Here is a 14,959-nt window from a genome sequence, read left to right as displayed (position 1 = left end):
CTCGCGCTGGCGCGGCCGTTGTCGCTTGTCGCCAGAAGGTTCGCCGTCCCCGTGTCTCCCGGAAGGAGATTCGTCCGTGGCCCTTCCCATGCCCGTGTCAGTTGTGTTATCGGACGCTCTGCCGTCCGTCACCTCCACCCGGCGTTCCGTCGTGGACCTCGAGGTGATCGTGCCCGCCTACAACGAGGCCACCCGGCTGCCCGACACCCTGCGCGCGGCCGTGGACTACCTCGCCGGACTGCCGCTGACCAGCCGCGTTGTCGTCGTGGACAACGGCAGCGTGGACGGCACGGCCGCGGTGGTGGACCAACTCGACACCGGCTCGGTCGAGGTGGTGGTCATCGGCTGTTCGCGTCCGGGCAAGGGCGCCGCCGTGCGCCGTGGCCTGTTGACCAGCAGCGCGCGTTTCGTGGGCTTCGTGGACGCCGACCTGTCCACCCCGCTGGACACCCTGGCCAGAGCCGTGGCCGAGTTGACCAGCGGTGCGGAGGCGGCCATCGCCTCCCGGCACGCGCCCGGCGCCAGCTTCGTGCACCCGCGCTCGCTGGGCCGCAAGGTCGGCGGCTCCGCCTTCCGCGCGCTGGCCCGCCCGCTGGTCACCAAGGTGCGCGACACTCAGTGCGGCTTCAAGTTCTTCCAGCGCAGCGCGGTGCAGTCCGCCCTGCTGCGCTGTCGGGTGGACGGCTTCGCCTTCGACGTGGAGTTGCTGCGCCAGGTCCAGGCCGACGGTGGTCGCATCGTCGAGCTGCCGGTGGCCTGGCGCGACGACACCCGATCCACCTTCCGCCCGCTGCGTGACGGACTCGCCTCCTTCACCGCACTGCTCCGGCTGTACCGGGGAGCTCATCGATGAGTGTGAAGCTGTTGCACGGCAACAGGATTCTTGTGCTGAACTGGCGCGACGTGCGCCACCCGCAGGCTGGCGGTGCCGAGCAGTACATGCACGAGATCGCCAGGCGCTGGGTCGAGCAGGACGTGCACGTCACCTGGCTCACCGCCCGCGCGCCCGGCGCCGAGGCACGCGAGATGATCGACGGCATCGAGGTGCTGCGGACCGGGGGAGCGCTGTCGGTGTACCCGCGCGCCGCCGCCTGGATGGCGACCAGGGCCAAGCGCTTCGACGCCGTTGTGGACTGTCAGAACGGCATCCCGTTCTTCGCCCCGCTCTTCGCCGGGGCGGCCATGCCCGTGGTCCAGGTGGTGCACCACGTGCACCAGGACCAGTTCGCCACGCACTTCTCCCGGCCGATGGCAGCGGTGGGCCGCTTCCTGGAGGGACCGGCCTCGCGCGCGGTGTACGGCAGGCGGGCCATCGCCGCCGTCTCACCGTCCACAAGGGAGGAACTGCGCAGGCGGCTGGGGCTGCGCGGGCCGATCAGCATCGTGCCCAACGGGACCCACCCGGTGCTGGGCACGGCCGCCGCCCGCGAACCGGGCCCGGTGGTCACGCTGGTCACCAGGCTGGTGCCGCACAAGCGGGTGGACCTGTTGCTGGACAGCCTGGTCACCGTGCTGGCGCAGATCCCCGACCTGAAGGTGAACATCGTCGGCGGGGGCTCGGAGCTGGCAGCGCTCACCGCGTACGCCGAGCGGCTCGGGCTCGACTCCGCGGTGACCTTCCACGGCCGCCAGCCCGACTCCGTCCGCGACGACCTGCTCAGCAAGGCCTGGCTGACCACCTCCACCTCCGCGGGGGAGGGCTGGGGCTGCTCGATCCTGGAGGCGGCGGCCTGGGGCGTGCCCTGCCTGGCGCTGAAGGTGCCCGGGGTGCGCGACTCCGTGGTGCACGAGCACACCGGCTGGCTCGTCGACCGGGCCGAGGACTACGCCGAGGCGATGGTCACCGCGCTGCGCGAGCTGGCCGACCCGGTGCGGGCCGAGGCTGTGGCGCAGCGCTGCCGTTCGTGGGCGGCCTGCTTCTCCTGGGACCGCAGCGCCGAACTGCTCGCCGCCGTGCTGGCCTACGAGATCGGCGCCGTGGGCAGCCCGCAGCGCCGGGAGGCCCGTTCGGACATCACCACCGTGGCGACCCTGCCCGACAGCGAACTGCCCGCACTGGCGGCGGGTCTGCGCGCGACCGACGAGGTGCGCAGCGACGGGCGGTGCACCGGCGTGCTGCTCGGCGGCTGCGACGAGGTGGACGCGATGACGGTGCTGGACCGGCTCGGCGTGTCCGGGGCGAACCTGCGCCTGGCCAACCGGTACGACCTGCTCGCGGGGCCGCTGGGCGCACCGGGCTTCCTCACCGCACCGGCCGTGCCCGGTCTGGAGGACCCCGCGTGAGCGAACTCGCGAGCAAGCCGTCGAGCGCGGCGCCCGGGGAGCAGGCCGTGCTGCGCAGCAGCATGGTGCTGGCGGTCTCCTCCGGACTGGTCGGCGTGCTCAGCTACACCTGCGGCCTGCTGATGGCCAACCTGTTGCAGGTCAAGGCGTACAGCGACTACAGCGCGGCGCAGGCCTTGCTGACCACGGTGGGCGTGGCGGCCAGCGCACTCGTGCCGCTGCCGCTGTCCCGTGAGATCCGCGCCAACCCGCGGGGCTCGGCGGGCCGCAAGTCCGCGGTCGGCTTCGCGCTGACCGTCTCGCTGGGCGTGGGGTTGGCGGCCATGGTGGTGCTGACCGGCATCGCCTGGCTGTTCACCAACCCGGCGGCGGCGATCACCGTGGGGCTGGCGGGCTTCTCCCTGTTCGCGATCATGCCGGTGTGGGGCTGGTTGCAGGGCGAGTCCCGGTTCACGGCCTACGCGGGCATGTCGGTGGCCGAGGTGGCCCTGCGGCTGGTGGTCAGCACCGTGGCGGTGCGCGCGGGACTGGGTACGGCTGGTGGGGTGGCCGGGTTCATCGCGGGCGCCGCACTGGTGCTCGTGGCCGGGATCTGGTGGCTGCGCAGGGACTTGGGCGCCCGGCTCGGCGCGCCAGCGGACCGCTCGCGGTGGACCGAGACCGTCCGAATAGGACTTGTCCAGCTCGTGGTGTCCACTGTGGTCGGTGTCGACGTGGTGCTGGTGGCTGTGCTGGGCGCCGACTCCGTCAGCGACGCGAGCTACCAGGCGATCGCCACGCTGGCCAAGGGGCCGGTCTACGTGGCGACCGGGGTGACGGTCGTCAGCTTCCCGTTGCTGCGAACGGTTTCCGCCGACCGCCTGCACGGGGCCGTCGCGTCCATGGCGCGCTCCTTCGCGTGGCTGGCGCTGCCCGCGGCTGCCGTGCTGGCGACGGTGCCCAGCTCGCTGGTGGCACTGGTCCTGCCCGCGCGCTACCTGGGCTCCCTGCACCTGCTGCCCTGGCTCGCGCTGACGGGTCTGGGTTACGGCACCGTGGGCATGCTGGCGATCCTGTTGCTGGCGCTGGGCCGGTACCGGCGCTGCGTCGCGGGCTTGGCGGTGACGGTGGTCGTGTTGCTGTCGTGCATGGTGGGCGGCTGGGCGCTCGGCGGCGCGACCGGGCTGGCGATCGCCGCCGCGCTGGGCTCGGTGCTGGTGAGTGGGGTGCTCGCCGTGCTGGCGGCCAACCTGCTGCCGCCCGGTTCGATCCTGGCCACGCTGCGCGCGGTCCTGTCCGCCGGGGCGCTGCTGCTCGTGCTGTGGCTGGTGCACGAGGTGCCGCTGCTGTGGGTCCCCGTGGTGCTCGTGGCCGGTGCCTTCGTCCTCGTGGCCGCCAAGCGCGGCAAGCCGAAGGAACCCGAGCCCATCAAGGGTTTGCGCGTGCTGCACCTGGGGTTCGAGGACCCGGCGATGCCCGGCTCCGGTGGCGGCTCGCTGCGCACGCACGAGATCAACCGCAGGCTCGCCGCCCAGGGGCACGAGGTCACCGTGCTGACCACCCGGTTCCCGGGCTGCCAGGACCGGGTGCAGGACGGGGTCCGGTACTGCCACGTCGGTTTCGGCAAGGGCGGCAACCGGGCCACCCGCACCCTGGGCTACGTGCTGGGCCTGCCCTTCGCGGTGCGGCGCCACCGCGGAGACCTGGTGGTGGAGGACTTCTTCGCGCCGATCTCCTCGATGGCGGCTCCACTGTGGACCGGACGGCCCACGGTGGGCGTCGTGCAGTGGCTCAACGCCGCGGAGAAGTCGCGCGAGTACCACCTGCCGTTCACGCCGGTGGAGCGCTTCGGTGTGCGGCGCCACCACAGCGTGGTCGCGGTCTCGGAGGGCGTTGCCGAGCGGCTGCGCGGGTACAACGAGCGGATCTCCGTGACGGTGATCGGCAACGGGGTGGACCCGCTGGCCTTCTCGCCGAGCGCACGCCTTGGCGAGGACGTGGTGTTCATCGGTCGGCTGGAGATCGCGCAGAAGGGCCTGGACCTGCTGTTCACCGCGTGGAAGTCGGTCAGCGAACAGGTTCGCGGCACCCTGGTCGTCGCGGGGACCGGTCCGGACGAGGGCAGGCTGCGCCAGCTCGCCGAGGAGCTGGGCATCGCCGACCGGGTGCGGTTCGCGGGCTGGGTCAGCGGCCGGGACAAGTACGAACTGCTCGCCTCGGCCCGGCTGGCCGTGGTGCCCTCCCGCTTCGAGACCTTCGGCATCGTGGCGGTCGAGGCCCTGGCCTCGGGAACCCCCGTGGTGGCCTTCGACATCCCGTGCCTGCGCGAGGTGATCCCGGCCGAGTGCGGGCAGCTCGTCGAGGCCTTCGACGTGGCCGCCTTCGCGCGGGTCGTGGCCGAGCGCTACCAGGACGAGGCCTGGCTGGCCGGTGCCGGTCGGCTCGGCAGGCAGGCCGCCCGCGCCTGGGACTGGGACCTGCTCGCCGAGCGGCAGGCCGAGTTCTACCGGGCCGCGGTCGTGTCCGGGCCGCCGACCGTCCACGCGCAACTGTCCGATCTGGGCCGTGAGCGGACCCGCGGCCGTCGGCGCCGTCGGCTCGCGGTGGTCGGCAACGTGGGCAACGGCAACACCGGGGACGAGTCCCTGCTGGCCGTCACACTGTCCGAACTGGACGGTGACGCCGAGGTCACGGTGATCTCGCGCAACCCCGCGGCGGTCACCGCCGTGCACGGGGTGCCCGCGGTGCCGATGACCGTGGCCGGGGCCCTACCCGCGCTGCTGCGCTGCGACGGGCTGGTCATCGTCGGCGGCGGCATGTTCGGCCCCGGACTGCCCCGGCTCGTCCGGCTGCTGCCGCACGTGGCGGAGTGGGTGGGCCGGCTCGGGCGGGACGTGGCCTACGTGGCGATCGGCGTCTACGCGGGCATGCCGCCGGGCACGCTGGCGGCCCTGCGGCGGGCCGCGCGCCGGGGGCGGCTCACCGTGCGCGACGAGCTGTCCCTGCACACCCTGGACATCGGCAGGCCGGTGCCCTGCGTGGGCGACCTGGCCTGGCAGCTGCCCTCGGCCGAGCCCGCGCTGGCCCGCGCCGAGCTGGCTCGCGCCGGGGTCGACCTGGACCGGCCGCTGCTGGTGCTCTCCCCCAAGGCGGGCACCAACTCCGAGCAGAACGAGTCCGTTGTGGACACGATGGCGCTCGCGGCCCGCCAGTGGGTGGACCGCGGCGGCAGCGTGGTGGCGATCGCGCTGTCCGACCACGCCGACTACGGCCGAGACAGCGCGTACGGCGACACCTCGGCGGCGGGCCTGGTGTCCGAGCTGGCCGGGGTGCCGGTGCCCGTGGTGGGGCCGAACCTGGCGCCCGCGCTGGCCAAGGCGGTCATCGGCCAGGCCCACGGCGTGCTCGGGCTGCGCTTCCACGCCCTGGTCTTCGCGCTGGCCACCGGCACGGCGTGCATCGGCTTCCCCTGGGAGCCCAAGGCCCAGGCACTGTTGGCCGAACACGGCCTGCCCACGCTGACCGACCAGGCGGCACTGCTCACCTGGCTTGACGACCTCCTCCCGACCACGACTCTCGCAAGGCGGTAATCCACAGATGGCACTGCACCGCGCCAACGACGCGTCGACGGTGCTCCAGCGGCTGGTGCGCGGCGGTCTGCTCGCACCGGTCCTGCTGGGCCTTGCGGCCTTCGGGGTCCGCGCGCTCGGGCTGACCCGCAGCTTCGAGCTGTGGGTGGACGAGATGGTCTACACCGACCTGGGTGTGTCGGTGGCCCACGGGCAGCTGCCCAGCCTGTCCGGGCAGCCGTTCTTCCTGCACCCGCCGGGCGCCTTCCTGCTGGAGGGCCTGGTCGTCAAGGTGTTCGGCCTGACCGGCACCAGCATGGACATCACCTACGACCTGCGCTGGGTCAACGCCGTGCTCGGCGCGCTGACCGTGGCGCTGGGCTTCGTGCTGGTGCGCCGGATCACCGGCACCGGTCCGGCCTGGGCCTGTGGGGCGCTGCTCGCGCTGGACCCGTTCGTGTTGCGCAACAACAGCCGGGTCTTCCTGGAGACCCCGGCCACGCTCGCCGTGGTCGGCGGCCTGCTGGTGCTGGTCTGGGCCCTGGACTCCGAGCGGGGCCTGTCGGCGAAGGTCGCGGTGCCCGCCGGGCTGCTGCTGGGCTACGGGGTGCTCACCAAGGACGCGCTGGCGGTGTTCGCCGCGGTGCCGGTGGTGCTGGCGGTCCTGTGGCGGCGCACGCTCAAGCCCCGCGAGGCGCTGACCGTGCTGGTGGCCTCGCTCGTGCCGTACCTGAGCTACCTGGCCGTGGTGGGGCTGTGCGGGTTGCTCGGCGGCTGGTGGCAGTCCAAGGCCTCCGGCCTGGAGCGCATGATCGGGCTCAAGCAGACCACCGGCTTCAACGCCCCCAACGCGCCCAGCCTGGTGGACCGGCTGGTGGCCCAGCTCGGCCAGTTCGGCACCAGCTACGTGCTGCTGCTGCTCTGCCCGATCGCCGGGCTCGTCGCCGCGCTGAGCACGGACCGGCGGCGCAGGCTGATCGGGCTGTGCGCGGTGTCCATGGGCGGTTTCGGCATGTACGCCGCGCTGTTCGGCACCTTCGAGGAGCAGTACGGCTACGGGGTGATGGTCGCGGGCACGCTGGCGCTGGGTCCGGCCGCCGTGGAGGTGGTGCAGCGCTGGCCCAGGCTGACGGTGCCGCTGCGGGTCGGGGCCGCGCTGCTGGTGGCGGTCAGCCTGGGGCTGGCCCTGCGCGCGGAGCTGACCCCTGACGACGGGTTCGTGCGGGTCCGCGCCTGGGTGCACGACAACCTGCCCGCGGGCGCCAGGGTCGGCGTGACCAACAGCACCGGCCAGTGGGCGTTCAAGGAGGACGCCCGGTTCGGGGTCTGGCCCTCGGCGCGGTCCATGCTCGACCACCACGCGGACTACATCCTCACCCAGAGCCTGCCCACCAGCCAGGGTTACGGCTACGCGAAGCCGATCATGCTGGACTGGCTGCGCTCGGTGGGCAAGCCACTGCTGACCTTCCAGGGGCCGACCAACGGGCAGACCGTGCTCTGGCAGGTGCCCGCCGACGCGCTCACCGCGGGGGCTCGCGCGGGGGTCGGCAGCTGAACGAGGGCACCGACACTTCGTGACCCAACGGTTACGCAGAGGCGAAATCCGGGTCCCGGGGGCGAGTTTGTCCACTGTTGACGGACATTACCCCCGGGTAGCTCGGGATCGGTCAAGCTGGGCAGACTAGGCTGCTGGAACGTGAGCCGACGAGCGAAGATCGTCTGTACCATGGGTCCCGCGACCGCCACCCCTGAGAAGGTGCGCGATCTGGTCGCGGCGGGTATGGACGTGGCCAGGATGAACTTCAGCCACGGCAGCCACGCGGACCACAAGCAGGTCTACGACCTGGTTCGCTCGGCTGGCGACGAGTCGGGCCGGGCGGTGGGCATCCTCGCCGACCTACAGGGCCCCAAGATCCGCCTGGGCACGTTCGCGGGCGGGCCGGTGGAGTGGCGCACCGGGGACGTCGTGCGGGTCACCGTGGAGGACGTCGCCGGCACCCACGACCGGGTGTCGACCACCTACAAGAACCTCGCCAAGGACGCCAAGGTCGGCGACCGGCTGCTGGTGGACGACGGCAAGGTCGGCCTGGTGGTGACCGCCGTGGAGAACCAGGACGTGGTCTGCGAGGTCACCGAGGGCGGGCCGGTCAGCAACAACAAGGGCCTGTCCCTGCCCGGCATGGACGTCTCGGTGCCCGCGCTGAGCGAGAAGGACATCGAGGACCTGGAGTTCGCGCTCAGCCTGGGTGTGGACTTCATCGCGCTGTCCTTCGTGCGCTCCCCGGCCGACATCGACCTGGTGCACCAGGTGATGGACCGGGTGGGCAAGGGCAGGCTGCCGGTGGTCGCCAAGATCGAGAAGCCGGAGGCGGTGGACAACCTCGAGGCCATCGTGCTGGCCTTCGACGGGGTCATGGTCGCCCGCGGTGACCTGGGCGTGGAGCTGCCGCTGGAGCAGGTGCCGCTGGTGCAGAAGCGGGCCATCCAGATCGCCCGCGAGAACGCCAAGCCGGTCATCGTGGCCACCCAGATGCTGGACTCGATGATCAGCAACTCGCGGCCGACCCGCGCGGAGACCTCCGACGTGGCCAACGCGGTGCTCGACGGCGCGGACGCGCTGATGCTCTCCGGCGAGACCAGCGTGGGCCGCTACGCCATCGAGTCCGTGCAGACCATGGCCAAGATCATCGAGGCGGTGGAGACCGAGTCCACGGTCGTGCCCCCGCTGACCCACGTGCCGCGCACCAAGCGGGGCGTCATCTCCTACGCCGCCCGCGACATCGGCGAGCGGCTCAACGCCAAGGCCCTGGTGGCCTTCACCCAGTCCGGGGACACCGTGCGCAGGCTGGCCCGGCTGCACACCCCGTTGCCGCTGCTCGCGTTCACCCCGGAACCCGACGTGCGCAGTCAGCTTTCTCTCACCTGGGGCACCGAGACCTTCCTGGTGCCTAAAGTGGACTCGACAGACCAAATGGTGCGGCAGGTGGACATCTCGATGCTGTCCATCGGGCGCTACCAGCCCGGTGACCTGGTGGTCATCGTGGCCGGTTCCCCGCCCGGCACCGTGGGGTCGACCAACCTCATCCGGGTGCACCGGCTGGGCGAGGACGACCACGCCTAGGGAGTGACATGACTGAAGCGGCTCGGGCCGCGGCAGCCGACCCCGCAGCACTCAAGGTTGCGGGGTCGGTGCCGTTGACGCCGGATGGTGTGCCCTACGGACAGCCCGTGCTCGACCGCCTGGTCGCGCTGCTGGACCTGGAGCGCATCGAGGAGAACATCTTCCGCGGTGTGAGCCCCGCCCAGTCCCCGGTGCGGGTGTTCGGCGGGCAGGTCGCCGGGCAGGCCCTGGTCGCCGCGGGCCGCACGGTGGACCCGGACCGGCGGGTGCACTCGCTGCACGCCTACTTCATCCGGCCGGGCGACCCGAGCATCCCGATCGTCTACGAGGTGGACCGCATCCGGGACGGCCGCTCCTTCACCACCCGCCGGGTGGTTGCCGTGCAGCGGGGCAAGGCGATCTTCTCCCTGTCGGCCTCCTTCCAGAAGGCCGAGCAGGGCATGGACCACGCCGAGCCGATGCCGGTGGTGCCCGACCCGGAGTTGCTGCCCACCTTCGGCGAGCGGGTCGAGCAGCTGCGCGACAAGGTCAAGGGCTTCAACCTGGCGCCAAGGCCGATCGACGTGCGCTACGTGGCCGACCCGCCGTGGGTCACCAGGGAGAGCGGCCCGCATGAGGCCCGCAACCAGGTGTGGATGCGCGCCGACGGCAAGCTGCCCGACGACGAGCTGCTGCACGTGTGCGTGCTGGCCTACGCCTCGGACATGACCCTGCTCGACTCGGTGCTGGCCAAGCACGGGGTGTACTGGGGCACCGACAAGGTGCAGGGCGCGAGCCTGGACCACGCCATGTGGTTCCACCGGCCGTTCCGCGCCGACGAGTGGTTCCTCTACGACTGCGTCTCGCCCAGCGCCTCGGGCAACCGGGGGCTGGCCACCGGCAAGTTCTTCACCCGTGACGGCAGCCTGGTCGCCACCGTGGTGCAGGAGGGCCTGCTGCGCGTCCTGCCCTAGGGTGCGTGGAACAGCGCTCGCACGGGCTGCGGCTGCTCGGTCGGGCGCGGGCTGTTCGACTCGTCCTGGCCGCAGTGGCTGAACAGGACGGCGGTCACGCCGGTGTGTTCGGTGTTCTGGCTCGGTCGTTCGTCGGTGGCGGTCATCGTCGTCCTCGTCGTAGTGGGTGCGGTGCCCGCCGACCCGGCCGGGTCGGCGGGCACCGGTTGCTGCCTGGTCAGCAGGTGCTGACCTCGGTGGCCTGGAGGCCCTTGGCGCCCTGGGTCACGGTGAAGCGCACCGACTGGCCGTCCTCGAGCCGCTGCAGGTCACCGCCGAGCGCCGAGGAGTGCACGAACAGGTCGGCGCCGCCACCCTCGGGGGTGATGAAGCCGAAGCCCTTCGCGCCGTTGAACCACTTCACGGTGCCCTGTGCCATGTGTGACCGTCCTGTCGGTGGAGCTGTGGTGATCACGGCACCCGCGGACGCGGGCGCCGAGGCGGTGTGCGGGGTCGGCCGGTCAGCTGCCGAGCCGGTTGGGCCGGGTGTAGCGCGCGAGGCGGGCGGCCAGAGCCTGCCGGTCCCCGGCGCGCACCGGCGAGCCGGGGCCGCGACTGCCCACGAGCACCTCGGCCACGAACTGGGCCACCAGCAGGGGGTCGGGCACCGCGTCGGCGCCGAAGAAGGCCACCACCACCGGCACCTCGGTCGGGCCGGTCTCCACCGACACCGACCAGCCGCTGTGCTCACTCCACACCAGCATCAGGTCCCTGCCCGGGCGCAGCGGCGAGTGCTGCGGCAGCGCGAGGTAGGCGGTCGCGGTGTCGCTGACCTCGAAGGAGGTGCCCTCCTCGGGCACACCCGTGGCCGCGGCCACCGCATGCAGGTACCCGGACAGGCCGCGGCTGAGCGCGGGCGTGCTGTCGGTCGAGCGGGACCAGCCAGGGGCGCGGCTGTCGGCGGACAGCCCAAGCATGGACAGCAGCGTGCCGCAGTCCTGCGCGTCCACGGCGTGTCCGGCCACCGTGCGGGCCGCGTGCGCCTGGAGTTCGAGCTCGGCCGTCCTGGCCTCGTCCAGCGCCCTGCTGAACCGGCCTCGTTCGTCACCGGGTGCGATGGGGCGTGGACGGGTCATGTGGACTCCGTTCTTCGCGCCGAGCGCGTGGCGACAGAGATCGCGGGCCCGGCGGCGATCGGGCAGTGGTGGTGACCTAGCGGGACCGACGTCAGGTCGGCCGTCCCGTCCCTGGCTGGACAGACCCAGTCAGCTGAGTGGTCGTGGGCGACACCGGCTCGACCACCGGCGTGCGAAGGCCCTTCGACACCCCCAGTCTACCCCATGATGGCCGTACTGCCTGGGATTGCCGGGGAGTACGGTCAACGGATGGCGCCCCAGGCAAGCGGACCCGTGCTCGGCCCGACGCTGGCCGAGTGGCTCAAGGCCCGCGAGGAGACCCGCTCGCACCTGTCGGTCGCCGGACCCCCGGTGGACGAGTCCTGGGTGCAGCGGCTGTCGGACCTGCTCGCCACGGAGCGCTCCTGGCAGGAGCAGTACACCGAACTGCTCGCACTGGGACGGCCCGGCGGCCGGTTCCCGCCCTCCCAGCGCTGAGCCGCGTCCCGGCAGGCACCTCCTCGGCGCCGGAAGTCCCGCTGTCGCCGCGAGTTCGGCCCGCGGCAACCCCGCACCGCTAGGGTCCGCGCCATGCGCCGACCCCTGCTGGCGGCACTGGCCGCCGTCCTGCTCCTGCCCGGCACGACGGCGGTGGCGGCACCGCGGCCCGAGCCGGTCCACCAGGTCGACCCCCTGATCGGCACGGCGGGGGACGGCAACACCTACCCCGGGGCCACCGCCCCGTTCGGCATGGTGGCCTGGAGCCCGACGAGCACCCGCGGGGACCAGACCAGCACCGGGGCCGCCAACGGTTACCAGTACGGGGTCACCCGGTTGCGCGGGTTCAGCCTCACCCACGTCAACGGGGCGGGCTGCAACCCGGGGGCTGCCGGTGACGTGCCGATCATGCCGCTGACCACGGCCGTCACCAGTTCACCCAGTGCCGACAGCACCGACGCGCGGTACGCCAGCGACTTCACGCACGCCGCCGAGACGGCCACCCCGGGCCGCTACCGGCTCGCGCTGGCCAACGGGGTGAGCACCGACTTCGCCGCCACCGAGCGCACGACCACCGGCACGTTCGGCTTCCCCGCCGACAGGCCGGCGACCCTGTTGTTCCGGACCTCCAACTCCCTCAACGGCAGTGCGGACGCGCAGACCCACCTGGACGCGGCACACCGGCGGGTCACCGGTTCGGTGCTGACCGGGGCCTTCTGCGGGCGGCGCGCGAACGGCGGGGTCAACAACCGCAAGAGCTACTACCGGCTGTACTTCGTGGCGGAGTTCGACCAGCCGATCACCGGCACCGGCACCTGGCGGGACGACACCCTGCAACCCGGTGGCACCGACCAGACCGGCGGCGAGGGCTACGCCACCGGCAGGGACCGCGCGGGGCGTGGCTCCGGCGGCTACGTGAGCTTCGCCCCGGGCAGCCGGGTCAGCATGCGGCTGGCGATCTCCTACGTGTCGCTCGAAGGCGCCGAACGCAACCTGCGCGCCGAGGCGCACGGATCTGTCGACGAGGTGGCCGCCGCGACCGAGCGCGCCTGGAACACCGAACTGGGCCGAGTGCGGATCAGCAGCCCCAGCACCGTGTTCTACACCGCGCTGTACCACGGCCTCCAGCAGCCGAACCTGGTCAGTGACGTGGACGGCCAGTACCCGGGCATGGACCAGAAGCCGCACCGGCTGGAACCCGGGCAGCACGCGCAGTACGGCAACTTCTCCGGCTGGGACCAGTACCGGGCGCAGATCCAGTTGCTGGCGCTGCTGGAACCGGTGGTGGCCGGGGACTTCGCGCAGTCGTTGTTCAACTACGCCAAGCAGAACGACGGGGTGTGGGACCGCTGGGTGCACGTCAACGGGGCCACCCACGTGATGACCGGCGACCCGTCCGCCGCCACGCTGGCGACCTTCTACGCCATGGGCGTGCGCGGCTTCGACTACCGGGGCGCGTTCGACTCCCTGTACCGGCAGGCCACCGTGCCGCGCCCCGAGGGCCTGCTTGACGCCGGGTGCCCGGGGCAGTGCGTGGGGCAGCGGCCGAACCTCGCCCAGTACCTGGCTTCGCACTACAGCGCCAACGACGTGTGCCACTGCTGGGGCGGTGCCGCCGAGACGCTGGAGGACTCGGTGGCCGACTCCGCACTGGCCAAGTGGGCCGCTGCCCTGGGCTACCGGGACAAGGCCGCGGAACTGGCCGCCCGCGGCGGGTACTGGCGCAACGTGGTCAACCCCGCCACCGGCTACGCCCAGGCCCGCGACCTGGATGGCAGCTGGGTGACGCCGTTCGACCCCGCCAGCGACCGGGGCTTCGCCCAGGGCAGCAGCGCGGCGTACACCTGGATGGTGCCGCAGGACGTCACGGGGCTCGCGGAAGCCCTGGGCGGCAAGGACAAGGCCATCACCCGGCTGGACGCGTTCTTCCATGACGCCCAGGGCAACTGGCTGCTGCGTGGCGGCGGCCCGCTCAGGTACGACCCCACCAACGAGCCCGACATCCACGCGCCGTGGATGTACAACGAGCTCGGTGCGCCCCGCAGGACCCAGGACACCGTGCGGCAGCTCCTCGACACCGTCTACACCACCGGCCCGTCCGGGCTGCCCGGCAACGACGACCTCGGCACCATGTCCGCCTGGTACGTCTTCGCCGCGCTCGGGATCTACCCCCGCACCCCCGGCTCGGCCGAACTGCTCGTGGCCGCCCCGCTGTTCGGCAGCGCCCTGATCCGCCCCGACCACGCCGCGCCGATCCACATCACCGCCGCGGGCACCGGCCGGTACGTGGCGGGCCTGAGCCGCAACGGCGTGCCCGTGCCCGACTGGAAACTCCCCGGCGACTTCCTCCGCGGTGGGGGTGTGCTCCGCTTCGCCTTGTCGCCAACGCCATGAAAGTGCCGTTCCTTGCACTCAGTGCAAGGAACGGCACTTTCATGGCATCGCCCGCGCCTAGAGCACCGGCAGGTTCACCCCGCACGGCGCCGCCGGGGCCGCGGGGTCCAGCCCCTGCAGCACGAAGCCGATCGCCCGCGAGGAGTACGGCATGGACACGTGCTCGGACAGGTCGGTGGGGCAGCCGTCCTGCAGGGTCACGTTGCGCACGGTCGCACCGGGTCCGGCGGTGAGGAAGGTGGACTGGTACGGGGTGGTGACCTCGTCGTACTTGGTGGCGATCACCAGGTAGTCGACGCCCGGTTCGGTGTCACCGCCCGCGTTGAGCCGGGTGATGAAGTCCGAGCCGACCACCTGCTGGGTGGCGGCGGGGCCGAGCAGCAGCGGGGCGGGCGCCAGCAGGCCGAGGGCCCCGGCCAGGGTGGCGATGCCGCTCAGTGTGGTGCCGTGGTTGGTGGCGCCGAGGGTGACCAGGGTGTGCACCTTGCTCGCGCCGCCCTCGAAGCGCATGTACTGCCGGGGCACGATCCCGCCCTGGGAGTGGCCGACCACGTCGACCTTGGCGGTGCCGGTCGAGGCCAGTACCCGGTCGATGAACCCGCCGAGTTCCTTGGCGGACCAGCTGATGTCGCCGGTGCCCTTCATCGCGGGGTTGAACCCGGCCAGGCTCAGGCTGAACGCGCCGTAGTTCAGCGCGTACACGCAATAGCCCGCCTTCTTCAGCGCGGGCGACAACTTCGCGAAGTTGTTGTACTGGTTCTCCCAGGTGCCGTGCACCAGCACGACCGGGCGGGGGTGCGCCGCCGACGGGCGGCAGGACCAGTCGTTGGCGCCGGGGGCCTCGGCGTTGGGATTGACCGTCTGGGTGTAGAGGAAAGCGGTGGCGAAATCGGGTGCCACCGGGTCGGTGGCTGCCTGTGCCGGTGCGGCGGGGGCCACGCTCAGCAGGGTGGCGGCTGCCGCGACGGACAGCAGCGCACGAAGGCGGACGATCATCGTTGACCCTTCCACGGGGTGGTGCCGGGGAAACGGACGATAGGCACTGCCCGTGGAAGGTGTCGATACGCT

Annotated in this window: 12 protein-coding genes; 8 read left to right on the top strand and 4 right to left on the bottom strand. The window is 72.2% G+C overall.

Features of this window, described 5'->3' with window-relative positions; translation table 11 throughout:
- The first annotated feature begins 151 nt into the window (after positions 1-151).
- The 6 genes from KALB_RS34470 (at position 152) to tesB (ending at position 9,905) form a co-directional block, all read left to right on the top strand.
- Positions 152-853 carry a glycosyltransferase gene (locus KALB_RS34470; protein ID WP_035968231.1) on the top strand — a complete coding sequence of 234 codons (702 nt, stop codon included), beginning with the start codon at positions 152-154 and terminating at the stop codon, positions 851-853.
- The gene (locus KALB_RS34465) at positions 850-2,283 is read left to right on the top strand and encodes a glycosyltransferase family 4 protein (protein WP_025360227.1); all 1,434 of its coding nucleotides are present in this window, start codon (positions 850-852) and stop codon (positions 2,281-2,283) included. The genes KALB_RS34470 and KALB_RS34465 overlap by 4 nt, the downstream gene beginning before the upstream one ends.
- On the top strand, positions 2,280-5,852 hold the full coding sequence (locus KALB_RS44930) for a glycosyltransferase (protein ID WP_025360226.1): 3,573 nt from the start codon (positions 2,280-2,282) through the stop codon (positions 5,850-5,852). The genes KALB_RS34465 and KALB_RS44930 overlap by 4 nt, the downstream gene beginning before the upstream one ends.
- A gap of 7 nt (positions 5,853-5,859) precedes the next feature.
- Positions 5,860-7,386, top strand: a complete 1,527-nt coding sequence (locus KALB_RS34455) for an ArnT family glycosyltransferase (protein WP_025360225.1) — start codon at positions 5,860-5,862, stop codon at positions 7,384-7,386.
- 141 nt (positions 7,387-7,527) lie between these two features.
- Entirely contained in the window at positions 7,528-8,952 is a 1,425-nt protein-coding gene (gene pyk, locus KALB_RS34450) for a pyruvate kinase (RefSeq protein ID WP_025360224.1), read from the top strand.
- An 8-nt stretch (positions 8,953-8,960) separates the two neighbouring features.
- A complete protein-coding gene (tesB, locus tag KALB_RS34445; protein WP_025360223.1) occupies positions 8,961-9,905 on the top strand; it encodes an acyl-CoA thioesterase II in 945 nt (314 codons plus the stop codon).
- Here tesB and KALB_RS47170 read toward each other — a convergent pair.
- The 3 genes from KALB_RS47170 to KALB_RS34435 all read right to left on the bottom strand — a co-directional run bounded on the left by KALB_RS47170 (position 9,902) and on the right by KALB_RS34435 (position 11,020).
- Positions 9,902-10,108 (bottom strand): hypothetical protein, encoded by a 207-nt coding sequence (locus KALB_RS47170; RefSeq protein WP_148309770.1) that lies wholly within the window; start codon positions 10,106-10,108, stop codon positions 9,902-9,904. The two genes, tesB and KALB_RS47170, sit on opposite strands and share 4 nt — an antisense overlap.
- A gap of 14 nt (positions 10,109-10,122) precedes the next feature.
- Positions 10,123-10,323: a cold-shock protein gene (locus KALB_RS34440; protein ID WP_025360222.1), complete on the bottom strand. Its 201-nt coding sequence runs from the start codon at positions 10,321-10,323 to the stop codon at positions 10,123-10,125.
- A gap of 82 nt (positions 10,324-10,405) precedes the next feature.
- The gene (locus KALB_RS34435; protein ID WP_025360221.1) at positions 10,406-11,020 is read right to left on the bottom strand and encodes a DUF6292 family protein; all 615 of its coding nucleotides are present in this window, start codon (positions 11,018-11,020) and stop codon (positions 10,406-10,408) included.
- Positions 11,021-11,269: 249 nt separating this feature from the next.
- On the opposite strand from KALB_RS34435, the gene KALB_RS34430 reads away from it, so the two are divergent.
- Positions 11,270-11,497, top strand: coding sequence for a hypothetical protein (locus KALB_RS34430; RefSeq protein ID WP_148309769.1), 228 nt, complete (start codon positions 11,270-11,272; stop codon positions 11,495-11,497).
- 93 nt (positions 11,498-11,590) lie between these two features.
- Positions 11,591-13,891 (top strand): GH92 family glycosyl hydrolase, encoded by a 2,301-nt coding sequence (locus KALB_RS34425; protein ID WP_025360219.1) that lies wholly within the window; start codon positions 11,591-11,593, stop codon positions 13,889-13,891.
- Between the two features lie 57 nt (positions 13,892-13,948).
- Here the strand turns inward: KALB_RS34425 and KALB_RS34420 are convergent, their stop codons facing one another.
- A complete protein-coding gene (locus KALB_RS34420; RefSeq protein ID WP_025360218.1) occupies positions 13,949-14,887 on the bottom strand; it encodes an esterase/lipase family protein in 939 nt (312 codons plus the stop codon).
- Between the last annotated feature and the right edge of the window lie 72 nt (positions 14,888-14,959).

Origin of the sequence: Kutzneria viridogrisea DSM 43870 (genome assembly GCF_000525635.1) — a bacterium.
GTDB lineage: Bacteria > Actinomycetota > Actinomycetes > Mycobacteriales > Pseudonocardiaceae > Kutzneria > Kutzneria viridogrisea.
The sequence above is the reverse complement of the archived record's forward strand: the minus strand, read 5'-3'. Positions and strand labels throughout refer to the sequence as shown.